The sequence below is a fragment of the Schaalia sp. Marseille-Q2122 genome (assembly GCF_903645355.1).
In the GTDB taxonomy this organism is placed as follows: Bacteria; Actinomycetota; Actinomycetes; order Actinomycetales; family Actinomycetaceae; genus Pauljensenia.
Map to the genome: position 1 here is coordinate 1 of NZ_CAHJXR010000011.1, position 26,551 is coordinate 26,551.

General features: G+C 62.0%; 20 protein-coding genes and 1 tRNA gene. 9 read left to right on the forward strand and 12 right to left on the reverse strand.

Annotated features, from left to right (window positions below; translation table 11 throughout):
* Positions 1-289 precede the first annotated feature (289 nt).
* The 3 genes from HWX48_RS10955 to HWX48_RS10965 are packed head-to-tail and all read right to left on the reverse strand — an operon-like array spanning position 290 to position 3,510.
* Positions 290-1,906, reverse strand: coding sequence for a carbohydrate-binding domain-containing protein (locus HWX48_RS10955; RefSeq protein ID WP_175957511.1), 1,617 nt, complete (start codon positions 1,904-1,906; stop codon positions 290-292).
* Positions 1,907-1,939: 33 nt separating this feature from the next.
* Positions 1,940-2,944 (reverse strand): polyphosphate polymerase domain-containing protein, encoded by a 1,005-nt coding sequence (locus tag HWX48_RS10960; RefSeq protein ID WP_175957513.1) that lies wholly within the window; start codon positions 2,942-2,944, stop codon positions 1,940-1,942.
* Positions 2,941-3,510, reverse strand: coding sequence for a DUF4956 domain-containing protein (locus HWX48_RS10965; RefSeq protein ID WP_175957515.1), 570 nt, complete (start codon positions 3,508-3,510; stop codon positions 2,941-2,943). The genes HWX48_RS10960 and HWX48_RS10965 overlap by 4 nt, the downstream gene beginning before the upstream one ends.
* A gap of 121 nt (positions 3,511-3,631) precedes the next feature.
* Here HWX48_RS10965 and HWX48_RS10970 point away from each other — a divergent pair, with 121 nt between their 5' ends.
* The gene (locus tag HWX48_RS10970) at positions 3,632-4,363 is read left to right on the forward strand and encodes a response regulator transcription factor (protein WP_175957517.1); all 732 of its coding nucleotides are present in this window, start codon (positions 3,632-3,634) and stop codon (positions 4,361-4,363) included.
* Positions 4,360-5,964 (forward strand): cell wall metabolism sensor histidine kinase WalK, encoded by a 1,605-nt coding sequence (locus HWX48_RS10975; protein ID WP_175957519.1) that lies wholly within the window; start codon positions 4,360-4,362, stop codon positions 5,962-5,964. Before HWX48_RS10970 ends, HWX48_RS10975 begins: the two co-directional genes overlap by 4 nt.
* On the opposite strand, the gene rdgB is transcribed toward HWX48_RS10975, so the two are convergent.
* Together rdgB and rph are read right to left on the reverse strand one after the other, a co-directional pair.
* Complete coding sequence (rdgB, locus tag HWX48_RS10980; protein WP_175957521.1) at positions 5,958-6,575, reverse strand: RdgB/HAM1 family non-canonical purine NTP pyrophosphatase; 618 nt, start codon at positions 6,573-6,575, stop codon at positions 5,958-5,960. The genes HWX48_RS10975 and rdgB overlap by 7 nt on opposite strands.
* Positions 6,572-7,345 carry a ribonuclease PH gene (gene rph, locus HWX48_RS10985; protein ID WP_175957523.1) on the reverse strand — a complete coding sequence of 258 codons (774 nt, stop codon included), beginning with the start codon at positions 7,343-7,345 and terminating at the stop codon, positions 6,572-6,574. Before rph ends, rdgB begins: the two co-directional genes overlap by 4 nt.
* A gap of 34 nt (positions 7,346-7,379) precedes the next feature.
* Here rph and nudC point away from each other — a divergent pair, with 34 nt between their 5' ends.
* Positions 7,380-8,492 (forward strand): NAD(+) diphosphatase, encoded by a 1,113-nt coding sequence (gene nudC / locus HWX48_RS10990; protein ID WP_175957525.1) that lies wholly within the window; start codon positions 7,380-7,382, stop codon positions 8,490-8,492.
* A 54-nt stretch (positions 8,493-8,546) separates the two neighbouring features.
* A complete protein-coding gene (locus tag HWX48_RS10995) occupies positions 8,547-10,595 on the forward strand; it encodes an ATP-dependent helicase (protein WP_175957527.1) in 2,049 nt (682 codons plus the stop codon).
* Here the strand turns inward: HWX48_RS10995 and HWX48_RS11000 are convergent.
* Both HWX48_RS11000 and HWX48_RS11005 read right to left on the reverse strand, forming a co-directional pair.
* The gene (locus HWX48_RS11000; RefSeq protein ID WP_175957529.1) at positions 10,582-11,514 is read right to left on the reverse strand and encodes a hypothetical protein; all 933 of its coding nucleotides are present in this window, start codon (positions 11,512-11,514) and stop codon (positions 10,582-10,584) included. The two genes, HWX48_RS10995 and HWX48_RS11000, sit on opposite strands and share 14 nt — an antisense overlap.
* A 145-nt stretch (positions 11,515-11,659) precedes the next feature.
* A complete protein-coding gene (locus HWX48_RS11005; protein ID WP_175957531.1) occupies positions 11,660-13,354 on the reverse strand; it encodes a zinc-dependent metalloprotease in 1,695 nt (564 codons plus the stop codon).
* Between the two features lie 92 nt (positions 13,355-13,446).
* On the opposite strand from HWX48_RS11005, the gene HWX48_RS11010 reads away from it, so the two are divergent.
* Complete coding sequence (locus tag HWX48_RS11010; RefSeq protein ID WP_175957533.1) at positions 13,447-14,643, forward strand: PDZ domain-containing protein; 1,197 nt, start codon at positions 13,447-13,449, stop codon at positions 14,641-14,643.
* A gap of 73 nt (positions 14,644-14,716) precedes the next feature.
* Here the strand turns inward: HWX48_RS11010 and HWX48_RS11015 are convergent, their stop codons facing one another.
* The gene (locus tag HWX48_RS11015) at positions 14,717-15,286 is read right to left on the reverse strand and encodes a PPA1309 family protein (protein WP_175957535.1); all 570 of its coding nucleotides are present in this window, start codon (positions 15,284-15,286) and stop codon (positions 14,717-14,719) included.
* A gap of 235 nt (positions 15,287-15,521) precedes the next feature.
* Between HWX48_RS11015 and HWX48_RS11020 the strand changes: the two genes are divergently transcribed.
* The 3 genes from HWX48_RS11020 to HWX48_RS11030 all read left to right on the forward strand — a co-directional run bounded on the left by HWX48_RS11020 (position 15,522) and on the right by HWX48_RS11030 (position 19,885).
* Positions 15,522-18,518, forward strand: a complete 2,997-nt coding sequence (locus HWX48_RS11020) for a UPF0182 family protein (protein ID WP_254873089.1) — start codon at positions 15,522-15,524, stop codon at positions 18,516-18,518.
* Between the two features lie 153 nt (positions 18,519-18,671).
* Positions 18,672-18,745 (forward strand) — tRNA-Met (locus HWX48_RS11025).
* A gap of 405 nt (positions 18,746-19,150) precedes the next feature.
* Positions 19,151-19,885, forward strand: a complete 735-nt coding sequence (locus HWX48_RS11030) for a hypothetical protein (RefSeq protein WP_175957536.1) — start codon at positions 19,151-19,153, stop codon at positions 19,883-19,885.
* Positions 19,886-20,600: 715 nt separating this feature from the next.
* Here HWX48_RS11030 and HWX48_RS11035 read toward each other — a convergent pair.
* The 4 genes from HWX48_RS11035 to HWX48_RS11050 all read right to left on the reverse strand — a co-directional run bounded on the left by HWX48_RS11035 (position 20,601) and on the right by HWX48_RS11050 (position 24,817).
* Entirely contained in the window at positions 20,601-20,930 is a 330-nt protein-coding gene (locus tag HWX48_RS11035; RefSeq protein WP_175957538.1) for a hypothetical protein, read from the reverse strand.
* Positions 20,927-21,448: a hypothetical protein gene (locus HWX48_RS11040; protein ID WP_175957541.1), complete on the reverse strand. Its 522-nt coding sequence runs from the start codon at positions 21,446-21,448 to the stop codon at positions 20,927-20,929. The genes HWX48_RS11035 and HWX48_RS11040 overlap by 4 nt, the downstream gene beginning before the upstream one ends.
* 234 nt (positions 21,449-21,682) lie before the next feature.
* A complete protein-coding gene (locus HWX48_RS11045; protein ID WP_175957551.1) occupies positions 21,683-23,284 on the reverse strand; it encodes a DASS family sodium-coupled anion symporter in 1,602 nt (533 codons plus the stop codon).
* A 405-nt stretch (positions 23,285-23,689) separates the two neighbouring features.
* Positions 23,690-24,817, reverse strand: a complete 1,128-nt coding sequence (locus HWX48_RS11050; protein WP_175957553.1) for an FAD-dependent oxidoreductase — start codon at positions 24,815-24,817, stop codon at positions 23,690-23,692.
* Between the two features lie 194 nt (positions 24,818-25,011).
* On the opposite strand from HWX48_RS11050, the gene rmuC reads away from it, so the two are divergent.
* Positions 25,012-26,529, forward strand: a complete 1,518-nt coding sequence (gene rmuC, locus HWX48_RS11055) for a DNA recombination protein RmuC (RefSeq protein WP_217701632.1) — start codon at positions 25,012-25,014, stop codon at positions 26,527-26,529.
* Positions 26,530-26,551: the final 22 nt, after the last annotated feature.

Consider the following 26,551-nt stretch of genomic DNA (forward strand, 5'->3'; position numbering starts at 1 on the left):
GGTCTGGAGTGCCCGGCGGGACTGGTGGGCTCGGCGGGACTGGTGGGCCCGGCGGGACTGGTGGGCCCGGCGGGACTGGTGGGCCCGGCGGGACTGGTGGGCTCGGCGGGGCGCCGGGTGAAGCACCAGCTGACGCCCCTGGCAATGCCCCGCGCAGTGGCAGTGCCTCAACTCAAGGTGGTGTCTCCTCGACATCGTCCTGAGTGCGTCCGCTGGATCCTGACCAACAGATGCCGCTGTTCCCAGCACCCCCGCAGTCTGGGAACAGCGGCGTCCTCTGTGCGTGTCACTACAGGGGCTCCAACACCCGCATCCCCCGAGCACACCTCAACGCCATTGGTAGCAATGCTTGCCGTTGGTACTGATGCTCGCCATTGGTACGGATCATCACCACCGGTACGGATACTTGCCATTGGTACGGATCATCGCCATTGTCATCATTCGAGGGGCCCCAGGCTACCACCGTGCCGCCGGAGATCGTCAGGTCGCCATTGGCATCCAGAGAGTCGCCCTCAGAATCCAGGGTGATGGTGCCACCCGAGATCTCGACGGTGACCGTGCCTGTGCTTGCCGAGCCATTGATCGCATCGTCACTGGACACCACCGAGATCGTCCCATCTTGCAGGGCAATAATCTCACCCTCCAGCCCCTCAACACTCGAGGCAATATCGACACTTGCCCCGTCAGCAACCAGGGCAATCTCAGCGTGCACGCCATCATCAGCGACCGCCATGGAAACATCACCACCACTGAGGCGCACCGACCCGTCAGAATGGATCCCATCCTCGGCTGCGCCAATGCTGAAGGTGCCGCCCTCGATAATGGCGTACACGCCAGCCTTCACGCCCTTCGCGGACTCGCCGTCGGCAACGCTCGCCTGGGCGCCGCCGCCGGCACTGAGGGCGAAGGTGCCGCCAGTGACAATGACATCGGTGTAGGCGCTGAGCGCATCGCCCTGGGCGTCGACCGTTACATCTCCATCCGAGATGTGGATGAAGCCCTTGGCAGGGTCGGTGTCCTCGTCGGATTTGAGCCCATCGCCACCGGCAACCACCGACACGGTGCCGCCTGTGATAGTGAGAGAGTCCTTGCCACGCAGACCATCATCAACGGCTTGCACCTGCACGGTGCCTGAGGAAATGACGAGGTCATCGGTCGCGGCAATAGCGTCATTACTGCGGCCCTTGACACTGAGGCCACCAGAACCGGTGATGAGCAGATTCGTATCCGCGTAGATGGCGGCATTCGCCGCAGAAGAGTCCGCGTAGGAGGAGGCGTCGGCTACCTGGCTATTGCCCTCCAGAACCAGAACAGCATTCGCTGCGCTGCGCACCTCGATGGCGCTACCGGCAGTCGTGTCGATACTGAGGTTATCGAGGATGAGGACAACGAGGGCGTCGCTAGGTGCCTCAACGACGACCTGTCCCGTGTAGGAGCCTGAGAGGCGGTAGACCCCCGCGCTGGTGATGGTCGTCAGACCGTCGGTGATGGTCACGGGCGAGGACGCTGCCGTGCTGGCGCCTTGAGCGTCGCCGCCATTTCGAGTGCTACCGCTGCTTTGTGCGCCGCTGCCCTGGCTGGCCTGACCGCCAGCCTGCGTGGAGACCTGGGCGGTCGCTCCGGAGAAGGTGATGCTCGTGCTCGCTTGAGCTTCCCAGTCTTGCGCGTCAAGGACGGTTGGGATGGCGTTTTCTGCGAGGGCCTGTTCGGCGGTCGGCGGATCGTAGAGCGAGGTTGCGCCTGCCACGGTGTTGTGTGCGGTGACAGAGGATGCGGGTTGAGCGTCAGCGGTCTGTGAGGGGGCAGCGGTGGAGCTGCACGCCCCTAGTGCCATCGCACCCACGGTGAAGGCAATGAGGGCCGCGGTGGAGGCACCGCGCGAGGAAGAACGGGTCAGAGGGAACATGGGTGTGTCCTTTCGTGAAAGAAATTGGGTGTTTTACGAGGCGATGGCCGTCGGCTGGCCGAGCAGGGGAGCCTCGTTGGGCGAAGCAACCCCACCGTGAAGGTTGAGGGAGGTGGTGTTGCTAGCGCCCTCGGGGGAGAGGGGCGGATACGGGGGTGGGAAGTGCTGGACGATCGTGCGATGCCAGCGGTTCTGCGGAAGCTCTGGGCGCATGACGCACAGGGCGGTGGCGTATTTGGAGACGCGAGTGGGGCGGATGCCTCGTGCCCATAGCAGTCGGTCGAGAATGCTGGGGGCGGAGGGTGATTTTGTTTCGATAATGACCAGCGAGGGAGTGCGGTAGCTTCCCTTCGCCTCCCTGCTCGCATGTCCGGGGAGTGCCCACTCGAGCGAGGTGTCGATGGTCGCTCGAGACGGGAAGGGGCTCTGCGTGCCCCTGCGGGAGCAGATTCCCTCCCTCGCAGCATCGCTCCCAGTGAGAACTTCCGTAGGCGCTCCCGGCAGCAGCAGGGTCGAGCGCTGGAAGCTCCCGTCAAGGCTGGGCCGCAGTCTGGAAACATCCACCTCGCAGGAGGCGCGTTCCAGCTGTTCATGCACCCACACCAGCGCGGGAAGATTCAGGTAGGCCAGGCGAGCCAGCTCAGCGGGGTAGGGGAGGCGTTCTTTCACGGTCCGCCCCCACGCGCCGCGGGTCTTGACCTCGACGAAGGCCAGGTTTGAATCGCGGTAGTGGCGAATCCGCACCTTGAAACGACGCCGATGCCGGTGGGCTGCGGTGAAGAAGGAATCACGCTCTGGGGTGTCGAAGTAATGCGAGGCGTAGGTGTGAGCGCGCGTCTGAGCAATCTCAAGGACCCGCACGGGATCATTCCGGTCGGAGTACCCCTGCAGCTCGGCGAGGATCTCGCCAGCTTGGTCGGCGTGCAGCGCGTACTTACGATCTACGCGGGAGAGCAGGGATGCGTGAGCGTTGAGTTCCTCAAGATCAATGGGGGCAAAGCCCTCAAGCGCAGTGCGAAGTTCTGTTACGGCATTCATACTGAGGCTCCCTTCTGGCTCAGATAGCGCACATCCACCAGGGTGGAATCGTTGACGTAGTCGAGGCGGACAATGCTTGTGCTGATGACACGCACCCCTAGGCGCTCACTGAGGACTTTCTCCAAGGTGGCCTCGTCGCTGATTGCTCGGTCAAGCTGCACCTGCTGCGTGCCATAGCGGCCAAAGAGGCCGCTATCAGTCACGCCCAGCGCCCCGATGATGAGGGCTACTCCCACCAGGAGAAGCGGGGTGATTGAGGCACTCATGCCGGTCAGTAAACCGATGGCCAGAGAGGCAAAGTAATAGGCGACCTCGCGTTGGCTGATCTCTGTTGAGCGCAGTCGAATGATTGACAGGACGCCGAAGAGGCCAAGGCCAAGGCCGGCGCTGACAGTGCTTGATGCCAGGGTCATTGCCACCGCGAGAACACCAATATTGACTCCCAGGAAGGCGATGACCAGGTCGGCGCGTCGGTGGCGAGGGAAGTACAGGCCAAAGACGAGGGCGGCGATTGCGACGAGGTCGACGGCGATCAGCGGAGCGTAGGTGCTTAGAAACGTTGTCATTGATGTTCTCCTTTCCGGCGTTGCATCTATTGAGCCGGGTGAAGTTATCAATCAGCTGTGAAAGCCTTAAGGTGGCCTTATGAGGGTGGAGCGGCGCCCTTGAACCTGTCAGAATCGAAGGGTGACGAACGCATCTACCTACGTCCGCGCTGATGGTTCCCCCGCGCGGATCCTCGTTGTTGACGACGAGAAAGCCCTGTCTGACCTGCTCGCCCAGGCTTTGCGCTACCACGGGTGGGAGTTGGCGACGGCAAACAACGGCTGGGAGGCGCTCGATCGGGCGCGAGACTATCAGCCTGACGCGGTCATCCTCGACATTCAGATGCCGGGGCTGGACGGTTTTGAAACCCTCGCCCGCCTGCGCAAAGCCCAGCCGCGACTGCCCGTCCTCTTCCTTACCGCCCGTGACGCTGTGGAGGATCGCGTGAGCGGCCTTCGGGCAGGTGCGGACGACTATGTCACCAAGCCTTTTGATCTCAACGAGGTCGCCGCCCGCGTGGACGCTCTACTGCGCCGTAGTGGCATGTCGGAAGCCCTTGTGGATGCCCTCTTGCAGGTGGGGGATTTGACGCTGGATGAGAATTCCTACGAGGTGCGCCGTGGCGGTGAGCTCATCACATTGACCAATACCGAGTTTGAGGTGCTGCGCTACTTCATGGAAAACCCCAATGTGGTCTTGTCCAAGTCGCAGATCCTTGACCGCGTGTGGTCCTACGACTTTGGCGGGCAAAGCAACGTCGTCGAACTCTACGTCTCCTACCTGCGTAAGAAGATCGACAAGGGGAGGGCGCCGATGATTCACACGGTGCGCGGCGCGGGCTACATTCTCCGCCCCGCACAGGAGGCGCCATGAGCGAGCCCACCATGTTGACCCGCGAGGGCGAGGGAGGGGGTCAGGCGGGTGTGCCCGTTGACGACTCTCGCTTGCTGTCGCTCTTCTCTCGCCTTTTTCGCCCCCGCGCTCCGCGTTCCCTTGCCGCGCGGGCGGGCACGTACATGGCCTTCGTCCTCGTCATTTCACTGGTGAGTTCGGTGGGGATTGTGCTGCTGATGACGCGCTCGTGGATGATGTGGCAGCTTGATGATTCCCTGCGCCAAGACGTCCAGCGCCTCGTGGAAAACGCGGGCGACTCAGAGGGTTTTCTGACCGATCTGGCCGACACGGGCAATGGCCTCATTGACGAAAACCCACCCAACATGTGGCAACGTCGAGGCGGCTCGGCTCCCTATGAGGCGCCACAACCCGAACCCTCCGAAGGCAGTCTCTATCTTGTGGCCGAGGGAGGGCACGCCCGGGCGCGCCTCGTCCAACGCTTCCACGTTTTTGCCCTCGAAGCTGAGGATACGCACGCCCTCGCAGCCTTGCCGCATTCTCCCCACCCCCAAGACATTGAGCTACCCTCCCTTGGGCACTTCCGTGCTGTTGTTCACGAGGCCGAAGGCGTGCGCTATGTGAGCGCGAAAGGAACCGGCGAGATCACGCGGGTGATGATGGGCAGCGCAGGCACGGCCCTTGCCATCCTTCTCCTCTCGCTCCTGCTCGCCACTGTCAGCGTGCGCCATTGGGTGAGGAAGGAACTGCACCCCCTGGGGGAGGTCGTCTCGGTGGCGAGGACGGTTGGCGGCGGCGTCCTCGTCAATAACGAGGACATGCGCACCCGCGTTGATACGCGAGGCCTCACGCGCGGTAGCGAAGTGGGGGATGTTGGCTACGCGCTCAACACCCTATTGGACAATGTTGAAGAAGCATTCACCGCCCGGGACGAATCTGAAGCCAGGCTCCGCCAGTTCATTGCCGATGCCTCCCACGAATTACGCACCCCCATAGCCTCCATCCGCGGTTATGCCCAGCTCATGGGCCAACACGCCATCGACCAGGACAGGGCGCTGGAACGTATCGGCGCGGAATCGGCGCGCATGTCCGAGCTCATTGAGGACCTCCTGCTCCTGGCACGCCTTGATGCGGGGCGTGAGGTTGCGCGTGAAGAGGTGGACCTGATTCCTCTGGCGATTGACGCCATCTCGGATGCGCACGCTGCCGAACCCGGAAATGAGTGGCAGATTCTTGTTGACGCTGAGGCTGTCGACCAGTGCACTATCACGGGAGAGGAATCCGCCCTGCGCCAGGTCCTGGCAAACCTCCTGTCCAACGCGCGCGTGCACACTCCCGTGGGGACGCGCATTATCTGCGAGGTTGCCCGCGTGGGAGAACGGGTACTGCTACGCGTCAGCGACAATGGGCCAGGAATCCCGCCCGAACTGCAAGCAAAGGTCTTTGACCGCTTTATTCGCGGCGATGCCTCGCGAGCGCGCCTTAATCAAGGCTCTTCGGGTTTGGGGCTGTCGATCGTGCAGGCCATTGTGGAAGCCCACGATGGGACAATCCACCTGGACAGCTCGCAGCAGGGGACAACTGTGACGGTGAGTTTTCCTACGCCGCCAGCACCTCAATAGGTAGACAGGGCCTCAATAATGCGCGGAGTCAACGCGCGGAAAGCAATCCCGCGGTGGCTGATCGCATTCTTTTGCTCCGGGCTCATTTCCGCCGTCGTCACCTCACAGCCAGCGGGAACAAAGATCGGGTCGTAACCGAACCCATTCTCACCACGACGTTCACGCAGTAGCGTGCCCTCCACCGTGCCGTATTCGACGAACTCGCGCCCATCAGGTAGCACCAAAGCGGCGGCCGACACGAAAGCTGCGCCACGGTGTGCCTCGGGCACATCAGCTAACTGTGCCAGCAGCAGGTCAAGGTTGGCCGCATCATCCCCGTGACGCCCACACCAGCGGGCCGAGAAAATCCCGGGAGCCCCGCCGAGCACATCCACCGACAAGCCAGAATCATCGGCAATGGCCGGCAGACCCGTCGCCGCGCAGACGGCACGCGCCTTCAGCAGGGAATTCTCCGCAAAAGACACCCCGTCCTCAACCGGGTCAGGCAGGTTATACTCCGCCATGCGGGCCACCACGCCAGGCTCAAAACCCTCCCACGCGGGGGCAAGGATCGCTTCAAGCTCCTCAATCTTGTGGGCGTTATTCGTAGCAAAAACCAGGCGCGCCATCACAGGCCCCCGGTCACACGCTCACCGGCGGGCGCCTTCAGCGCGCGCTGTTGAATCTCGGCCAGCTCAGCATTACCCAGGGTCGCCAGGTCCAGCAGGGCGTTGAGCTCATCGCGGTCGAAGGTATTGTGCTCGCCGGTGCCCTGCACCTCAACAAAGGCACCCGTGCCGGTCTGCACGACATTCATGTCAGTGTCGGCGCGCACGTCCTCGACATAGGGCAGGTCCAGCATGGGGACGCCGTCAATAATGCCCACGGACACGGCGCTGACTGAGTTGGGCAGTACCGGCTTGGTGGCTGAGGGAACGATCAGGCCCTCCTTGCGGCCCCACTCCACGGCCTCGGCCAAAGCGACGTAGGCGCCGGTAATGGCTGCGGTGCGGGTGCCGCCGTCGGCGCGCAGCACGTCACAGTCGAGGATGATGGTGTTCTCTCCCAGGGCAGCCACATCAATGCAGGCGCGCAGGGAGCGGCCAATCAGGCGCGAGATCTCCTGGGTGCGGCCCCCCACCTTGCCTTTGACGGATTCGCGGGAGGAACGCTGTTCGGTTGAGCGCGGCAGCATGGAGTATTCGGCGGTCACCCAGCCTTCTCCACTGCCTTTACGCCAGCGGGGCACGCCCTCGGTCAGCGAGGCCACGCACAGGACGCGCGTATTGCCGAACTCGACGAGGACGGAGCCCTCGCCGGTGCCCGACCAGCCGCGGGTCATAGCGATGGAACGAAGTTGATCGGGGGTGCGCCCATCGGCGCGCGAAACGGAGGTAGTCATGCCTCAACGTTAGTCCACGCGCTAGCGTTGGTGTATGCACTCTTACGCGCCCCTCGTTCGCGGCCACCTTGACCCGCTCTCTGCCCTGCGTGAAAGCTTGGACCTTCCTGCGCTTTTGGCCGCCTTCATTCACGGGCAGCCCCTGGCTGAGATTCTTCCCACGCCATTACGTGATGCGGTTGCGCCCGAACGTATCGAGGTGTGCGTGGTGTCGGGCGGGCGCCTGCTCCTGGCGGTCGATCAGCTTGACGAGGCCAACGTGCGTGGCGATGAGCTCGACACGCTGAGTGTCGTTGAGGGCGGTGTTCGTTTGGCCACCTGCCAGCTGGACGAGGCTGAGCGGCGCGCGCAGTCGGGTGCGACTCTGGCGTTGCTCGGGGTGGATGAGGTCGGCGTGCTTCACCTGGCGCTCATGGAGACGGAAGTGGAGAAGGGGACGGGCGAGGGCGAGCGCCTCACCCGGTGGGAGAGCCTACGTGCCGTGGGCCACCTGCTCTCTGATGACGATACTCAACGGGCGCTCGTGGCGACCGCGCTCGCGGCCTGGCATGAACAGATGCGTTTTTGTCCGGCGTGCGGGCAGCGTCCAGAGCCTTGGGCGAGCGGGTGGGTGAGGCGCTGCCCCGCCTGCGGGCATATGGAGTATCCCCGTCAGGATCCGGCGGTCATTATGACGGTGGTGGATCGCCACGACCGAGTGTTGCTGGCACATAACCGGGCGTGGTCGGATCGGCGGGTGTCGGTGTTGGCGGGTTTTGTCGACGCTGGTGAGGCGCCTGAGCGCACGGTCATCCGCGAGGTGTGGGAGGAGGTGGGCTTGCGCGTGGCCGAGGTTGAGGCGGTGGCAACCCAGCCGTGGCCCTTCCCTCGTTCACTGATGCTGGGCTACCACGCTCGTCTGGATGAGGGCGGGGAGGGCGATGAGGAGGAAGGCGCGGGGCGAGGGAGCGACTCGGAAATGGCCGGTGCTGCGAGCGTGGCTGTCCCTGTTCCCGATGGCACGGAGATTGAGTGGGCGAACTTCTATTCCCGCAGTGAGCTGATTGAGGCAGTGCGAAGCGGGGAGGTTATTTTGCCGGGACCGTCCACGATCGCCCACGGCCTGCTGAGGCACTGGTTTGGTGGAGAACTGCCGGGATATGAGTAAAGACGGCCTTGTCGCCGTTACTCCAAATCCGGGGGCGGCGTGGACAATAGAAGCATGAGCGCATTGCACCCAGAAGAACTCCTCGACGCCCTGGACGAGGACCAACGCCGCGTGGCCATGCAGGTCACCGGCCCTTTGGCGGTGCTCGCAGGCGCGGGTACAGGCAAGACTCGCGCCATCACCTATCGCATTGCTCATGGTGTCGCTGTCGACGCTTTTGACCCGGCCAATGTCCTGGCCGTCACCTTCACCACTCGCGCGGCCGCAGAGATGCGCCTACGCCTACGTGACCTGGGGGTTCCTGGAGCTCAAGCCCGCACCTTCCACTCCGCAGCACTGCGTCAGCTCCGATACTTCTGGCCCTCCGCGATCGGCGGACGCGCCCCTGATATTGTCGAACGCAAAGCCTCGCTCATCGCCGCTGCTGCCGCACGCACGGGCCTGCGCAACGATAAGGAAGCCGTGCGCGACTTCGCCTCCGAGATCGAATGGGCGAAGGTGGCGATGGTGGATGCCTCCCGCTACCCCGACCGTGTGCGCACCCTTGGCCGTGAGGTTCCCGCAGGCCTGTCTGCCACGCAGATGGCGACCCTCATGGAAGCCTATGAGGATGCGAAGAATGAACGCGGCGTCATTGACTTTGCGGACGTGCTGCTCATTATGGCGGGCATCCTCGAACAGCGCGAGGATATTGCCCGGGCTGTGCGCGCCCAATACCGGCACTTCGTCGTTGATGAGTACCAGGATGTCTCCACCCTCCAGCAGCACCTGCTGGACCTGTGGCGAGGCGACCGCCACGATATCTGCGTGGTCGGCGACGTCGCCCAGACCATCTACACCTTCGCCGGGGCAAGCCCCCAACACCTGACGGGCTTCGTCAAACGCCATCCGGGCGCGCGCGTCATTGAACTCAACCGCGACTACCGTTCGACCCCGCAGATCGTGGCTGTTGCCAACCAGGTCATCACCCCTGGTCATAGCAGTCGGCCGGGCGCGTTGAAGGGCGCGGTCCGACTCGTCTCCCAGCGCCCCTCAGGTTCAGGAGTCCGCTTCGAGTCCTACGGTGATGACGCCGCTGAAGCCCAAGGCGTCGCCCGCGCTATTGCCGCCTACGCCGCCCAGGGAATCCCCCTGGCAAATATGGCCATCCTCTACCGGATCAACAGCCAATCGGAGAGTTTTGAACACGAGCTGAGCCAGGCGGGTATCTCCTATGTCGTCCACGGTGGTCTGCGTTTCTTCGAACGCGAGGATATTCGCCGCGCCCTCCTTGTCCTACGGCGCGCGGCCCTCGCCCTCGCTTCCTCTGAGGACCCCCAGGCTCCGCTGCCCGACCTCGTCACTGACCTGCTCCGTGAGGTGGGTTGGACGAGCGAGGCCCCGGCCGCCGGTGGGGCGGTGCGGGAGAGCTGGGATAACCTCAATGCCCTCGTTGAACTAGCCAAAGACCAGCCGGAAACCAGCCTGCCCGACTTCCTTGCTGAACTGGAAGAACGCGCTGAATCCCAGGCTGCTCCGGCAGTGGAGGGTGTGACACTCTCAACCCTGCACGCCGCCAAGGGCCTGGAATGGGACGTAGTCTTCCTCGTCGGCGCGGCCGAGGGCACGCTGCCGATCTCCATGGCCACGACCCCTCGTGAGAGGGAAGAAGAACGCCGCCTGCTCTACGTTGGGGTGACGCGCGCCCGCGACCACCTGCACATTTCCTGGGCGAAGAAACGCTCGCAGTCCGCTCACCGCAGCGTGCGTAAACGCTCACGTCTCCTCGATGGGATCTGGCCGGTTGAAGAAGCAGCGGCTTCGGGGACGTCGGCGCAGACACCGAAAAGCGCCGGTCGCCTCCAGAAGAAAGAAGCCCAAGTCGCCTTCGAAGAAAACGCTGACGAGGCTACCCTTGCCCGCTTCACTGCGCTCAAGGCCTGGCGCCTTGAGCGCGCACGAGACATGTCCCTGCCAGCCTTTGCCATCTTCACCGACCAGACCCTGCGTGATATTGCCACGGCCAACCCCAAGACCCTCAAACAACTGCGGATAGTACGCGGGGTGGGGGACACAAAGTTGGAATCCTTCGGCGGTGACGTGCTGCGAATTATTCGAGACTAAGAGCAACGCATCCACAATCAGGATGGGGTTCCAGCCGGTGTGAGATTGAGCTGCCATCAGGAAGAATGGCAATCGACTGCCCCTGCAAGGGCGGGGGTGCCTGTGAGCTGAGGCCGTGAAGGCGCCAATGCTCGGAAAAATCGCTGAGGAACCTGCCTAGCACCAGGGTCAAACGGGCTTGGGCGGCGATGGGAAGCCGAGGTAGGGCGTTGTGAGAAGCCGCTAAAGCAGCGCGAGCGCGCTCGGGATCACGCCCACTCATATGCAAATCCAAGCAACGCGCACAGGCACTCACCCCAGGGACGACCAAGGGGCCGACAATGACCCCGCGTTCGCCCAGGAGGACCGGCAGATGCCATTCCTCCGAGGCCAGCAGATGCCCAAAAAGTGCGTGGTCAAGACTGCGCGTGCAGGTAACGATCAGCAGGTCGCGGATACCCGCAGAAGCTGTGGTCAGTAGCGGGTAACGGTCGGTGAAATACTCGCGGGCACTTTCGCTGCGTGTACGCCCCAGCCATTGAGATCCCAATGCGGGAATGAGGTCCCGGCCAAAAGGACGCGGGTCGTCAATGCTCAGCGTTGATAGGGCACTCGTTGACAGGCCCATGTCGATGGCGTCGCAGATCGGTGCCTCCAGTCCGCTAAAGACAATGCGTGGACCGCGCACGGGCAGGGAAGGGAAGTAGCCCGCTTGACGGAGGGCAATCTGCAGGTCGAGGCTTCCTGCGGGGGCCGCTGGCGCCTCAAGCAGTGGTGAGTACAGGAAGGGCGAGGCTTGCGCGGCCTGCCCGAGGGCGAGTAGCCATCGTTCTTGGGCGCTGGTGAGGTTCGTGAAGGTGAGTTCTCGGCCCCAATCGGTGCCGACCTGCACAATCCCTGGCCCATGATGGATGACTGCGGTGCCTTGTTGAAAACGCATGAGTGTTCCCTCCCGAAGTGGTCCTTCAGCATTTCTATGCGGTCGGGAGAGAAAAACGAAACGGAAGAGGAAATCTGTGGATAACTCTGTGCCGTTGCGCGGAATCAGGGGCGTCAGGGCCTCACGGGTGCCGGACACTCAGAGGCTAGTGGGCGTCCGGATCGCCAGAATCCCCAGGGTCCTCCTCATCGGGGCCCTCGGTATCGTCGGCTGCGGAACCAGGGGCTTCCTCAGCGTTGTCGGCTGCTCGTTGCGGGGTGTGCGCGGCCTCGCCACTGTCTGCCGTGGCACTGTCTGCAGTGCCACCGTCTGCAGTGCCACCGTCTGCAGTGCCACCGTCTTCAGCGCTGCCGTCCCCGCCGCCATGCCCGCCGCTACGACCGGGCACATCAAAGCCCGCAGCCCGCAGGCTCTCAGCTTCTGGATCATCCTCAGGAGAAAGCCCCTCCGCCCAGCCCAGCGTACCCTCCAGTAGCTGCGCAAACTCAGCATCAAGGGCGTCGACCTCGTCGGGCGCGGCCTCGCGCACCAACAGGAAAGACTCAGGCTCATCCAAATCCTGAGCGGTAGGAATGAAATCCGGGTGGCGCCACAATTCCTCGCGGCCCTCCCGGCCCTTCTCCGCCTCCACGAGGGCAAAGAGCGTGGCCGCGCCACGCGAATGCCTCGGACGTAGTGTCAAGCCAATCAATGTGCCTAGCATCGCTTCTGCCGGGCCACCCGAGGCGCGGCGGCGGCGCATCATCTCGCGCAGATGATCCGCGTGCGGCAGGTAGGGGGCGCACGCGCGAGCCGTCACCGTCTCCACCCATCCCTCTACCAGGGCCAACAGGGTTTCCAGACGCTCCAAGGCGGCGGCCTGCTTGGCGGAGTGGGTCTGCGCAAACACGCCCGAGGCCATCGCCGAATCCATGGAGGTCAAGTCGCCAGGGTTCATCGAGCGCGCGGCCTCGGCAATAGCGTCGGTGTCGATAGCGATCTCTCCACTGTAGGACTCCACCGCGTGGATCAGGTCGCTGGCCAGCCAGGGCACGGAGGCGAAAAGGCGCTGGTGGGCGCACTCGCGCACGGCAAGGAATTGGAGGATCTCTTCAAAGGGGGCGTCCAGCCCGTCCGCGAAGAGCGTCACATTGTGGGGGACGAGGGCGGTCGTGCCCGTAGGCCCCAGGGGCAAGCCAATGTCGGTTGAACCGAAACACTCCTTCGCCAGGGCACTGAGAGCCTGGCCCATCTGGGTGGCAAACACCATGGAAGCAAGCTTAGGCATCATCTCTTCAGCCTGACCAAGCAAAGCCGGAATACCGCCGGGCAACATGGCTGCCATCTGCGCATCCTCCATGCCACCCAGCTCACCAAATTGCTGAGCCAGAGCATCTGAGAGGGCGCGCGCCACATTCGCCGCCACCGGCTCACAGATCCTCTTCCACGTGTCAGTCGTGTGGTCAATCCACCCCGAGCGCGTCCACGTCGCCCGCTCAACCTGGCCGGGGGAAAACTCCGTCACCGCATCCAGCCACAGGTCAGCGATCGACATCGCTTGGCGGGCGCGGGCAGCCTCGGCGGCCGTCACCACCGGGTCCCCACCCTGGTAGGTCGCCTGTTTGGCGAGGTCGTGCGCCATCGACCAGTTCACCGGGCCGGTGGAGGTGTTGAGGAGATGGCGGAATTGGCTGAGCATGGCGTCAATATTGACGTCAGGCATGCTCGCCCCGAGGGCGGCAGGATCAATGCCCTGGGCGCGCATTGAGCGCAGGGCCTCGTCGGCGGCGTCCTCGCCAAGAAACTTGCGCAAGAACTCGTGGAAGGCGGGATTCTCGTCCTCGTTGAAGGCATCGCTCATACCCTGAACTTTACTGGTTGACCCCCATCACATGCGCGCTCAAAGCTGGGCGTTCAGGTGCATGAGGAGAACAAAAGCTTCACAATGGAAGAATGTCGTACTCCTTTGATGAGCGTCCCTCAGTTCCTTATGTCGCCACTTCTGCCCCCAGCCCAGCCCTGGTCAGGCCAGGAGAAAAACGAAACTATGGCCGCTGGTGGGCCATGCTTGGCGGCATCCTTGTGGGTCTGCTCATCCTTGCAGCGGGATCCCTGCCCGCCCCCTACGTCGTGACCTCTCCCGGGCCAACCTTTGACCTCAAGCACCACGATGGGGAGCCGGAGATTATCGCCATCAGCGGACAAGACCCCACCACCGGCAGTGCCATCGCATTGGACGAGGACGAGCCCGCCAACCCTGGCCAGCTGCACATGGTGACCATCTCGGAAATTGGTGGCCCCGGCACCTACCTCACCTTCTTTGACTTGGCACGGTACTGGCTTGACGGGGTGTCTCAGATCGATAACTACTCAGACGTCTACCCCGTCGAACTCACCGCTGAAGAGGTCGAAGAATTCGCTCAGGCACAGATGACCTCCTCCCATTCAACCGCCTCTGTCGCAGCCCTGGAAGAACTCGGCTGGTCGGTGCCTGCGAAGGTGACCATCATTGATGTGGTGCCTGAAACGGACGCTGTGGGTAAGGTCAAAGAAGGTGACGAGCTCGTGTCCGTCACCACCCCTGATGGCGTCGAGCACACAATCGATACGGCCTCAGGTGTCTTTGCACTGATGGGAACCCAAGCTCCAGACACCACGCTGAAGGTTACTGTGCGTCGCGATGGCAAGCTCGTCACTGAAGAGATCGTCTCAGGGGAGAGCCCCGATGGATATGGCTCCAAGCTTGGCATCTACCTCAATACCGACATTCAAATGCCCTTGGACGTGCAGGTTCATCTTGAGGAGGTTGGTGGCCCCTCCGCAGGCATGATGTTCGCACTCAGCATCATTGACCGCCTCACCCCCGGTGACCTGACCGGTGGGGCGCGCATTGCGGGCACGGGCGCCCTTGGCTACGACGGGCGAGTCCAGCCCATCGGCGGCCTGCCCCAAAAGATCGAGGGCGCCAAACGCTCCGGTGTTGAGTGGTTCCTTGCCCCTGCCTCGAATTGCGATGAGCTGACAGAACCCCCCACCGGCATTAACGTCGTCCGCGTCGAAGACCTCAAGGAAGCTCGCGCAGCCCTTGATGCCATCGCTGAAGGACAGACAGAGAGCCTCCCCGCCTGCTACGCCAAGAACGCGGCCTGAAACCCGAGGGAGGGGAGTCCCCGCGAGGGGCGTCTGAGCGAGGGATGTACTCGCGGCGCCAGGCCCGCCGAGACTAGGCCTCTTCGGGGGCGAAGGACGCGGCGAGGGCCTCGACAAGATTGGGTACCAGCATCGAACCCTGGCCCACCTTGTCGTCGGCATCGAAAGTGCGGGCGCGCAACGCACACCAACTCTCCCCTGAACGCAGGACGCCCACTGCGAGGCGCACCTCCGTGCGCGCCGGATGGTTGGAAATGAACTCCACGGCTTCCTCCGGATCAGCGGGCGCCTCGGCCTCGACCTCGGGGGGAACAATCACGCGCTCAACGGTCAGTGCGGCGCCAGCCACCGGATCTGGCCAAGCCAAATGGCCCAACATCTCCTCCAACTCGTCCTCGGGCAGATCCTCTTGAATGATGGCAGACAGGTGTGCATCCGAACCATCCCAGCCTTCGCGAAGAGAACGCGCAATGTCATCAGGAATATCCGGCTGCGCAATGAGTTGCGCCGTCGGCACCAGCGCATACAGCGAGGGCGCGTGATCCCAACCCGCGCGTGAAGCAGCCTTCTCAATATCGACAACAACATTGGCAAGGGCCACCTGGCTGGCGGTGGGCATCAAGGAAGAATCAGACTCACTCATGCCCTAATCGTGACATGAGCGGGCACCCGCTGGCGACCCGTCCCCGCGCTCCGGAGCCAGCGCCGGGCTCAACAGGGAAGAAAAGCCCACGCGCACTAAGATGGAGGACAGGAATATTCAAGGAAGAGAGGATGACGCTGTGAGCGCCTTCCCTGGCCCCGATTCAACGCCAAAGATGCCCAAACCGCCCGCGTCGACCAACCGGCGAGGCCTCGGCCCCCTATCCATTGTCATTATGGTGCTGGGTGTTTTCGTTGGCATTGTCCTCGTCGCATCCAATGTCTGGACAGAAATCCTGTGGTTCCAGCAGATGAATGCGGCCCGCATTATCTTCACCCGATGGGGCGCCATCGCAGGGCTCTTCGTCCTGGGCTTCCTCATTGTCTTTGCCCTCACCGCAGTGACAATCAGGCTCGCCTACGCCACGCGCAAGCAAGCCTCCCGAGGGGACGTCTCCGCCAGCCTGCGCGTCTACCAGCAAGCCCTGGACTCTCTGCGCCCCATCATCCTCTGGGGTGTGCCCGCAGTGCTTGGCCTCCTCAACGGCACCGGCCTGGCAACGCACTGGCAAACGGTGTTGACCTCGGTCAATGCCACGCCTTTCGGTGAGGTTGACCCGGTCTTTGGCTGGGATATCTCCTTCTTCATCTTCATCCTGCCGATGCTTGAACTCCTCGCCTCCTTCCTGCTGCGAGCCTTCGGCATCGCCCTCATCGCCGCCGTGGTCGTCCACTACATTTACGGCAACATCGGCGCCATCCCACGCCCCCACGCCACCAAGGCCGCACGCCTGCACCTGGGCGTCCTCGCCGCACTCATCTCCGTCCTCATCGGCGCCCAATACTGGCTGGGCCGCTACGGGCTACTCACCAGGCAAGGAAAACCCGTTGATGGCGCCATGTACGCCGACATTAACGCCACCCTCCCCGCGCACTCCATCCTCGCGATCATCTCCCTGGTGGTGGCCGTCCTCTTCATCGTCGCCGCCTTTAAAGGCACCTGGCGTCTGCCCGCCGTTGGCGTGGTCGTCACCGTCGTATCCAGCCTCGTGATCGGTGGCCTCTACCCGGGCCTCATCCAACAGTTCCGCGTCACCCCGAACGCGCGTCAACTCGAATCGCCCTACATTCAGCGCAATATCGACGCCACGCTCAAGGCTTTTGGCCTCGATGACCTCGAATACACGACCTACGCGGCCCGAACGGACGCCCGACCCGGTCAGCTGAGGGAGGACTCGGAGTCGACCTCGCAAATCCGCCTCCTCGACCCGGCGGTCATCGTCCCCACGGTGCGCCAACTCCAGCAGTCCCGCCCCTACTACAGCTTCAATTCGGGCATGAAGGTTGACCGCTACACCATTGACGGTGAGCGGCGCGATACCGTCATCGCCATGCGCGAACTGGACCTCAACGGCCTGTCCCCTGAACAGCGCACCTGGGTGAACCTGCACACGGTCTACACCCACGGCTTTGGCGTGGTCGCCGCCTACGGCAATACCGTCACCGGCGATGGCCTGCCCGCCTACTGGGAGCAGTCCATCCCCTCCGTGGGGGAGATGGGCGAGTACGAGCCGCGTATCTACTTCTCGCCCTCAGCACCCCTGTACTCCATCGTCGGCGCGCCCGAAGGGGCTGAGCCTCAAGAACTCGACTACCCCGACGACAATGCTCCCGGCGGGCAGGTGTCGACCACCTTCTCTGGCAATGGCGGCCCCAGCGTGGGCAACCTGTGGAATAAGCTGCTGTACTCGGTGAAATTTGGCTCGACCGACATTTTCTTCTCCTCTCAAACGAACTCCGAGTCGCAGATCCTCTACGACCGCAACCCCTTGACGCGCGTCTCTAAGGTCGCGCCCTACCTCACCCTTGAGCAGGACGCCTACCCCGCTGTGGTGGATACGGATGACAACCCGGCCACACCAAAGCGCCTAGTGTGGGTGGTGGATGCCTACACGACCTCCAGCAACTACCCCTACGCTCAGCATCAGGCCCTGGATCAGGCCACCACCGACTCGCGTTCAACAGCAGTGGGTGACTTCGTGCAGGTCAACACCGTCAACTACATGCGCAACTCGGTCAAGGCCATCGTGGACGCCTACGACGGTTCGGTGCGCCTCTTCCAGTGGGATGAGAAGGACCCCATCCTGTCGACGTGGATGAAGATCTACCCCGACATGGTCGAACCGATCTCGAATATCTCCGGTGACCTGATGAGCCACCTGCGCTACCCCGAGGACCTGTTCAAGGTGCAGCGTGAACTGCTCACCTCCTACCACGTGCGCGAGGCAGCCGAGTTCTACACCGGCGGTGACCGCTGGCGTCTGGCGCAGGAAACCTCGACAGTCAATCAGCTGAATAAGCAGGAAGGTCAGGCAGCTCCGTCCACTGCGCAGCCGCCCTACTACCTGACCATGCAGATGCCCGGGCAAGAAAGCGCTGAGTTCTCTTTGACCTCTGTGTTTGTGCCCGGCGGTGAGTCTCGCCGTGAGGCAATGGCCGGCTTCCTCGCCGTCGATTCTGAAACGGGGAGCGAGGCTGGTAAGGTCCGCGAGGGCTACGGCAAGCTGCGTTTGATTGCGCTGCCGTCCTCAACGACCGTGCCCGGTCCCGGCCAGGTGCAAAACCTCTACGACTCCAAGGAGCAGATTGCTTCGCAGCTTAACCTGCTCAACCAGGCTGATTCGACGGTTATTCGCGGTAATCTGCTGACCTTGCCTGTGGGTGGTGGCCTGCTCTACGTGCAGCCCGTGTACGTGCAGGGCACAGGTAGTGCTTCTTACCCGGTGTTGCGTTCGGTGCTGACCTCCTTTGGTGGTCAGGTGGGCTTCGCCCCGACCCTGCAGGCCTCGTTGGATCAGACCTTTGGTGGTGACTCGGCGGCGACGATCGCCGGGGAGACGCCCAGTGATGGGGCTGACGAGGGCGCCGCGCCGCTGTCGGCTCAGGATCGCCTGAACCGTTCGTTGGTGACCGCAGCAAATGCCATGAAGGAAGCTGACGCCGCCCGTCAGAAGGGCGACTGGGCTGCCTATGGTGTTGCTCAGGAGAAGCTGGATAAGGCTCTCAAGGATGCCCTGGCTGCTCAGGACGCTTTGGGTCAGGACACCTCCGGTGTAGCTCAGGCTCCGGCAGGTGGTGCTGATGGGGCCCAGTCTGGCGCCGGTGGCGTGGGAACTGGCGGAGCCGGTTCAGGTGCCTCAGGTGGAGGTGCTAGCCCTCAATCTGGAGGCTGACCTGAGGGTTTTCCCAGATTAACTCGGGCGGTGCCCGCCAGGGGATTCCCTGGCGGGCACCGCTTTTTACCGGTGCTGTGTGCAACAATGACCGATGTCACCGTCTGAGAAGTTGAAGCTCGGCAGGGAAGTCAGTATTGTTAATCAAGCCGACGCGGGGTGGAGCAGTTCGGTAGCTCGCCGGGCTCATAACCCGGAGGTCGCAGGTTCAAATCCTGTCCCCGCTACTAGATGAAAAGCGCGACATGCTCAGCATGTCGCGCTTTTTCTTTCAACCCTCGCGGGCTGCTGTCCTATTGCCCGCCCTGTGAACCGAACCCTGTAAATCGCATTCTGCCACCCTGTTTCTCTGGATAGACTTGCCTGTACGGGCAGGGGCCAGACTGTTTACTCGGGAGTAACAGCTTGCTCGTGTGCATGAGTGATCGTGCTTTGTTGAAGTGAGCCGTCACAGCAACTCCTCCGAGTAGACATTGCCTGAGCTCAATTGCACGACTGTCGAGGTAAAGCTCTAGCTGCCTTCGAGACTCCGATAGGGCCTGCCGAGTATATGGTGATGTGGCGGATGGAAGCGTTGATGAAGCCGCGTCTGTAGGCAGCGATTGACTCTGCGTTGAAGGGATGTGATGAGAGTGCTGGGGTGGCTGAAGCGTCGACGTGAGCCGTCGAAGTATGAGCTGCTTGGACGCTATACCTACGGTCGTCGTCCGATTCGACCGGTAAGGGGAGCAGTCTCTTCCGCAGAGCCTATTCCTGATGAGTGGCGGCGCTTGCCGCTTTTGGCACCGGCTGAGCGAGTGGAGGTGATGACCTCACTCATGAGGCGAACAGTCGACGAGGTGCTGCCTCAGACGCTTGCCTACCTGGAGGAGTATTGTTCCGATGCGGAGCTGGCCGTGAGCGATGGGCGCTATTGCGTCGTCTACTCCGTGGACACCATGTCGGGTTCGACGCAGTATTACGGTGGGGGTAATCCTTTGCAGCCGTCGTGGCCTGATGAGGTTGTCGTGGGTGGAATTCGCCAGGTCCGGGGTGTGTGGGACAAGGTGCCTGAACCGTTGAAGTCCTTCTACGAGCAGACGCACGACGGGTTTTACGATTTTATGTCCCACGGTCTGGGGCTCATCGACCTGGATCAAGTGCATTGCTTGGGTGATTATGATCCGAGTGGGCCGTGGTATGAGCGCTTCTCAGGGGCGTACACGTTTTATTCCCATGTGACGGGCGGTTATTTGGCCCTTGACATTGATGGGCCGCAGCCGGGCCGGGCTGACATGTGGTGGGGTGACTCTGAGCCTGAGTTGGATGTCGACTTCTGGCGTTACTTGGACGAGCAGATAGTGGGCGGCTTCAACCCGCCATCCTGAGGCTCAGGCGACCAACGGCAGTACTCCTTCTGCGAGCTTCCTAGACGCAAGGGCCGGGAGGGATTTCTTGTCCAGGTGGTCTGTATCCGCTCCTGCGTCGAACAAGACGATGCACTCCCACATCTGTGACCTGCGCCCTTGGACGGGCTTTCCTCCGTCAAGAACCTGATCCCCAGATACGTGATTACTATTCCTGGTCAGACGCTGGTGCTGGGCCTCGACGGAATGGCGAGGCAATACGGAGGGCGCGTTGGCCGTAAGAGGGGTATTGCCGGTGAGTCTCAGTGGGAGAAGTCGACGCGTTTCAGCACCCCCTTGAAGGCGTGCCAGCGATTCGCGCTGTGACCTGAGCAAATCTGCTGCTACAAGTTATGGAGCGTTTGTTGCATTGGGTGACGCTGGCGACCTTTTGTGACGTGTATGCACGTCCCACAAGACAACAACTGTTGCATAACTGGGATTTGCGGGAGGAAGGAAAGGCCCCGTTGCGCAAAGTGGCCCGGCAGCGGTTGCTGCCGGGCCACAGTGTTGGGATCGCTACAGGTTAGCGAAGATGAGTCACGCGACGGTGACGGAGGGCAATACCGCCTGCAAGCAGGGCGAGCATCAACATCATGACGATGTGAGCGTCAACGCCGGTCTTTGCAAGCGCACCGCCAGGAGAGGCCTTGCCGCCGGTGGTAGCAGTGCCCGTTAGAGTGGGAGCACTCTTCTTCTACTCAGTTGATTCCTTCGACGGGACCTTCTCTGAAGGAGTGTTCACCTTATCGGCAGCCTTCACCGTGAAGGGAACGAAGTCGGTGCGCCCTGAGACTCGGCCAACTGCCACCAGACGATGGGCACCCACTTCGAAGTCACCGGGCACGAGCCAGGTGAAGGAGACCTTACCGTCTGCCGAGGCTACTGCGGTGCCCACCAGGGTCGGCGTGGAGAAAGCGAAGAAATCGACGGTTTCTCCGGCCTTGAATCCACTGCCCGACAGGGAGAAGTGCTGTCCAACAGCGATCTTCGTGTCAGCGACAAGCACCGACAGGGCAGGGTTCACTGCAACGGGAGCGGGATCCTGCGAAGGCCCGGAATGTGCTGGCGTGTCACCGCCCGGCTTGGGCTGTTCGCCGGGTTCGTTTCCGGAGTTTTGGTTGTTGTTGCCGGGGGCGTTTGGCCGCCGGGGTTTTCGGTGTTGGGATCACCAGAGCCTTGGTCCGTGTTACCCGCAAGGAAGGTCAGCGCATGGGCCGCATCCAGAGATCGATCGGTCATGGACAGCCCGTGAGCTGCGAAGGTGGTGACGTTGTAATGCTCTGCCGGGTTGAGCTGCCCACGAGGAACAGTCAAGACCGTGCTGAAAGCACCATCGCGGATCTCATGGGCCTGAACCCACTTGGAAACAGCGGGGCGCCCTCGAGGAGCAGAACCGATAGCGAAGTCAGAGGCCGTGTAGATGGAGACATACACGCCATAAGCCGCACCGTCACCCAAACCAGCATCACTCCCCTTCTTGCTCCGTGTCGTTGGGAGTCTGGGATCGATGACCTCACTGACAACTCCTTGGATGTTTGACATGAAAGACAACTGACATTAAAGCCAGAACTACATTATGTAGTGAGGTAAGCCGAGGCTAAATTAAATTCCCATCGGAACATGCTGTGAGGTAGTCCTACTTTCTGAAAGGAGGATCAAAGCTTGCGCACATTTGTGTCACGTCCCTCCATTGACTCAAAGGTGGGAAAGTGGTGAAGCTGGGGTGCAACTTCTCCGTAGAAAAGCAGCACCCCAGCAAGGATGAGCAGCGTGAGCCTACAGGCTCATGCCAAAGACCGGCACGCCAATCGTCAACACAGCGATCGTGATCAGGACAATGCCCGCCAAATTCAGCCACACGCCCGTGCGCACCATGTCGCCCATGGCGATGTAGCCCGAACCGTAGGCAACAGCATTCGGTGGCGTCGCCACAGGCAACATGAAGGCAAAGGTTGCTGACAGGGCCACGGGCAAGACCAACAGCATGACATTCATTGGATTCTCATTCGTAATGCCGATGCCTACGGCAACGCCGCCCATGATCGGCAAGAAAGCCGCCGCTGTCGCGGTATTCGAGGTCAATTCAGTGAGGAAGATGATCAAGGTTGCCGCCGCCGCAACGATCACCACCACCGGCAAGATGCCCAGCCCCTTGACCTGCTCGCCAATCCAGATCGACAGGCCCAGCTTGCTAAACATCGACGACAGCGACAGACCTCCACCGAAGAGTAAGAGCACGTCCCAGGGCAGCTTATTGGCACTCTTCCAGTCCAGCAGTCGGCGCCCATTGGAGTCAGCGGGAATAAGGAAGAGCGCGGTCGCGGCAATCATGGCGATGAGTGCGTCAGAGATCACGAGCTCAGCGCCAGTGGACTTCAAGATGACGGGCACGAACACCCAGGCTGCAGCGGTGAGGACGAAAATAATGCCGACGAGGCCCTCGCCGCGAGTAAGTCCGCCGAGCTCTTTCCATTGGTTGGAGATAAGTTCGCGCCCGCCGGGGATCTCGGTGACCTCGGGTTTGTAGAGGACAAAGACCATGAGCCACCATGCGAAGGCCATGAGGCTGATCGCCAGGGGAGCGCCCATGATCATCCATTGTCCAAAGCCAATATTGATGTCGTGATTTTCGGCCAGATAGGCGACAAGGAGGGCATTTGGTGGGGTGCCGATAATGGTTGCGACCGAGCCGATGGAGGCTGCGTAGGCGATGCCCAGCATGAGTGCGGTTGCAAACTTCTTGACCTTGGCGATGCCTCCCACCCGGTCGGCAACCAGTGCCATGACCGACATGCCGATGGGAAGCATTACGACGGCGGTTGCCGTATTCGACACCCACATGGACAAGAATCCTGTGGCGATCATGAAACCGAGGATGAGTTGGCGAGGCTTCGTTCCCACCAGCAGGACGACTCCGAGGGCAATGCGCCGGTGGAGATTCCACTTTTGCATAGCGAGGGCGAGCATGAAGCCGCCCATGAATAGGTAGATCGTATCCGAGGCGTAGGGGGCGGCGGTCTCCTTAAAGGTGGCGACCTGAGCTGCGGGGAAAATGACGAGGGGGAGCAGGGCGGTTGCTGCCAAGGGGATGGCTTCGGTCATCCACCAGATACCTAAGAGGACGGCTGCTGCTGCAACGGTACGCAGACCCAGGTCGGTGACGTCTTTGTATTCTTTTCCGGCGGCTTCTGCGGCTGCGCGTCCGGCCTCGTTAACCTGGTCAACGCCGCTGGTGGGGAAGAAGTAGAAGACGAGGATTGCCAGGCCGATGCCGAGGAAGATGCCGATGAGTCTGCGTCGTCGCGTTACCTTATCGGGGAGCTCTTCCTTTGTGGCTGGCGCGGTGGATTGAGAGCTTTGAGTAATAGGGATACTCATATCATGCACTCCTTTGTACATCTGGGAAGGTACTTGTGTGGCCACTGTAATAGCTTTCTTCCATTCAGTGGAAGGATTTGATGAAAATACGTCCCAGAATGCAGCGGGGAGAAAGGTGTGGGTTTCTTCCCTTATTTGGTGTTGAATTCCCGTGTGCCCCCAAGTCAAGCTGTCTGGCCTGTGTGGATGGCTTCCGAGTGGAAAGTATCTGCACGTCAGTGGGTCATCAGGGTGGCGCCAATTCTGCTGAGCTGTGTTTGCGGCAATTTATCTTCTTATATCCTCAAGAAGCTGAAAGAAATGCGTGCTGAGGTATCGTGGACACGCCTCCAGAAAGCCGCACCTATTTCCTGCAGGGGATTGTCAGTGTCGTGCGTGAAGAAAAACTTCGGCAAAAGTGCGCTCTTAACGAGGCTGGGGCCAATGATGCAGCGCCTTACTTACCTGTAGCAGCGCACGATCGGGCGAGGCTTTTAACAACCCGTTACGTGCAGCAGCAAAAGCAGGGTGTCCCATTTGGAATAGGCGCCCGGCAGTCCTTGACCGACGCATGATCGGATTCGCCCGCCGCGTCCGAAGCTGCGAGTAGCGTGCAAGCGCGGCCTCCACCGTCCCCTCCGCCTCGCCAAGGCACAGGACCAACGTCGCCGCATCCTCAATACCCTGCCCTGCGCCCTGGGCGAGGTTCGGGGTCATCGCGTGGGCGGCATCGCCCATGAGGGCGGTGCTTCCCCGCGTGTACCGGCGCAGTGGGCGGGCGAGGTCGTGAATATCGTGGCGCAAAATGTCCTCGGCTCGCGTGGCCTCAATGCACTCGCTCACGGGAGAGTGCCAGCCCTGGAAGAGGGAGAGGAGGGCAGCCTTCTCGTCCTCGTTTCGGCCACCCGCCGGGGTGGTGAGCGTAGCAAACCAGTACACGGCATCATGCGGTAGGGGAATACACCCGAAGATCTGGCCGCGTCCCAGGGCCTCGCCAGCGCAGCCCTGCAGGTCAACGGGCTGGTGGGTGACTCCCCGCCAGGCCGTGTAGCCGCTGTAATGCAGGCCGGGATCGAGGCCGAGCCGCGCGCGATTGCGGCTGTGAATCCCATCGGCCACGATCACAAGGTCCACCTCGACAGTCTCTCCCGAGGTGTTGATAGAGGGCGAGCCGTCGGCGGCGACCCGCGCGTCGACGCCGTAGCGGATGCGATCCGAGCCAAGCAGTTCGGTCAGGCGTTCGTGCAGGTCGCGCCGGTGAACGGTGCGCATGGAGGTATAGGCGGCGGCAGGCGCTTTCGTCAGCCAGGACCCGTCAGGGCGGCGTTGCCCCAGTGTCATGCTGGTCATGCAGTCAGTGGAGATTGCGCGAATCTCATCGCCGATCCCCAGGAAATCGAAGGCCTCGAAAGAGTTCCCAAAGAGGGTCAGGCCAGCGCCTGTGGTGGCGGGGGCGAAGCTGCGTTCAAAGACGGTGACCTCGTGTCCGCGCTGGTCAAGCCCGATGGCGGCGCTCAGCCCGGCAATCCCTGCTCCAATAATGCCAATGCGCATGCTCCACCGACCTTTCGTGATGCGTCGCTGATGAGCTTAGGGGATTGAGCTACGCGAGGGAAGGCTTCGCGCCCATGGCCACCGTGAGGGCTGCACAGGATCTGCGGCGGACGGGAGGTTAACGAAAAGAACGCAATTGGAGCGCTACCAGGTGCTTCACGCAAATACGGGGTGGCGGGCGTAACGTGAACAGCATGGATTGGACGCATTTTCTTTTGGGCATGATCTCCCTTGCGGTGGGCGCTCTTGTGGGGTGGTTGGCCGCGCGCGCACGCACCCCACTTGACGCTCAAGGACGCGTGGAGGTCCTGGAACAGACGCTGGCATTGACCACTCAGGAGCGCGAGCGTGAAAACGCCCAGTGGCAGGCGCGCCTGGCAGACGCTGAACGCCACCTGCAGGCCGTCCAACAGCACCACCTTGAGGAAAGTCAACGCTCTACCGGGCAATGGGCGGGACGGGTAGCCGCCCTCGAACAACAGCTCGCCGATAATGCCCAGCGTCACCTTGAAGAGCGCCGTAAGGACAATACACAATGGGCCCAGCGTCTGGATGCCTCCGAGCAGCGCTTGCGCGAGCAAGCCGCCGCCCATGCTGAAGAACTCCAGCGTCGCAGCGCTGAAGACCTCGACAATGCTGAAGAAGAACACCGTATTCTCGAGGCACTCGCCCCGGTGACCAAACACCTGGATGCGATGGCGGTCAAACTTGCCGACATGGAAAAAGCGCGTGAACAGCAGTACGGGGCGCTTGGTGAGCAGTTGGCCCGCGCTCAAGAAAATGACGAGAAGCTCCGCGCGCTCACCTCCTCGCTCAACGGTGCCCTGCGCAATAGCCGTATTCGTGGCTCCTGGGGCGAAGCCCAGCTGCGCAATATCGTCGAGGCGGCGGGTATGGTGGAGCGCGTTGATTTCGACGTGCAAGTCACCCAGCGAGGTGAGGACACCACTGGCCGCCCGGATATGCTCATTCACCTGCCGGGGGAGAAGATCATTCCTCTGGACGCCAAGGTTCCTTTCGAGGCCTACATTGAAGCCCAGAGCATTGCCGCAGGGGTCTCGCGCACGCAAGACCTCCACCGTGAAGGCCTTCTCGAGCAGCATGCCAAGGCCCTGCGCGGGCACGTTGACGATTTAGCCAAGCGTTCCTATTGGAGTGCCCTGCCCAGCAGCCCCGACTTCGTCATTGCCTTCATCCCCTCCGAAGCCCTCCTCGGAGCGGCGCTCGAAACCGACCCTGAACTGCTGAACTACGCCTTCAGTAAGAAGGTTGCCCTCGTCTCGCCTGTCAGCCTGTGGTCGGTCATGCGCTCCATTAACTACGCCTGGCAGCAGCAACTCATCACCGAGGAAGCCAAAGATCTCTTTGACCTTTCCCGCGAACTCTACGGGCGCCTGGCCACGCTTGGCACACACGCGGAAAACATGCGTAAAGCCATTGAACGCTCCGTCACCTCGTGGAATAAGTTTGCTGGATCCCTGGAAAGCCGAGTGCTCGTCACCGCCCGCAAACTCAATAGCCTTGATGAGGGCACGCTACTGAAGGCTTTGGATCCGATCGAGCAGATGCCCAATGCGCTCGGTGCCCCAGAACTAGTAGATGAGCCCGCAACGCCCGGCGCTCAAGAACTCACGGGTCCACCGAGCGCGCCTGAGGCCAGTGTCGGCCGGTTAGCCCGTGATGGCAGCGCAGAAGAGGATGCCGCCAGCTAGGCAATAGCGTGACCACGACGTT

Bases quoted from the DNA above. Each gene is read 5' to 3' on its own strand.
- HWX48_RS11045 (WP_175957551.1), bottom strand. From the start codon at position 23,284: ATGAGTATCCCTATTACTCAAAGCTCTCAATCCACCGCGCCAGCCACA.
- rph (WP_175957523.1), bottom strand. From the start codon at position 7,345: ATGACTACCTCCGTTTCGCGCGCCGATGGGCGCACCCCCGATCAACTT.
- HWX48_RS10975 (WP_175957519.1), top strand. From the start codon at position 4,360: ATGAGCGAGCCCACCATGTTGACCCGCGAGGGCGAGGGAGGGGGTCAG.
- HWX48_RS11020 (WP_254873089.1), top strand. From the start codon at position 15,522: ATGGTGCTGGGTGTTTTCGTTGGCATTGTCCTCGTCGCATCCAATGTC.
- HWX48_RS10965 (WP_175957515.1), bottom strand. From the start codon at position 3,510: ATGACAACGTTTCTAAGCACCTACGCTCCGCTGATCGCCGTCGACCTC.
- HWX48_RS11000 (WP_175957529.1), bottom strand. From the start codon at position 11,514: ATGCGTTTTCAACAAGGCACCGCAGTCATCCATCATGGGCCAGGGATT.
- HWX48_RS11015 (WP_175957535.1), bottom strand. From the start codon at position 15,286: ATGAGTGAGTCTGATTCTTCCTTGATGCCCACCGCCAGCCAGGTGGCC.
- HWX48_RS11005 (WP_175957531.1), bottom strand. From the start codon at position 13,354: ATGAGCGATGCCTTCAACGAGGACGAGAATCCCGCCTTCCACGAGTTC.
- HWX48_RS11050 (WP_175957553.1), bottom strand. From the start codon at position 24,817: ATGCGCATTGGCATTATTGGAGCAGGGATTGCCGGGCTGAGCGCCGCC.
- HWX48_RS11010 (WP_175957533.1), top strand. From the start codon at position 13,447: ATGTCGTACTCCTTTGATGAGCGTCCCTCAGTTCCTTATGTCGCCACT.
- HWX48_RS10955 (WP_175957511.1), bottom strand. From the start codon at position 1,906: ATGTTCCCTCTGACCCGTTCTTCCTCGCGCGGTGCCTCCACCGCGGCC.
- HWX48_RS10995 (WP_175957527.1), top strand. From the start codon at position 8,547: ATGAGCGCATTGCACCCAGAAGAACTCCTCGACGCCCTGGACGAGGAC.
- rmuC (WP_217701632.1), top strand. From the start codon at position 25,012: ATGGATTGGACGCATTTTCTTTTGGGCATGATCTCCCTTGCGGTGGGC.
- HWX48_RS11040 (WP_175957541.1), bottom strand. From the start codon at position 21,448: ATGTCAAACATCCAAGGAGTTGTCAGTGAGGTCATCGATCCCAGACTC.
- HWX48_RS10960 (WP_175957513.1), bottom strand. From the start codon at position 2,944: ATGAATGCCGTAACAGAACTTCGCACTGCGCTTGAGGGCTTTGCCCCC.
- nudC (WP_175957525.1), top strand. From the start codon at position 7,380: ATGCACTCTTACGCGCCCCTCGTTCGCGGCCACCTTGACCCGCTCTCT.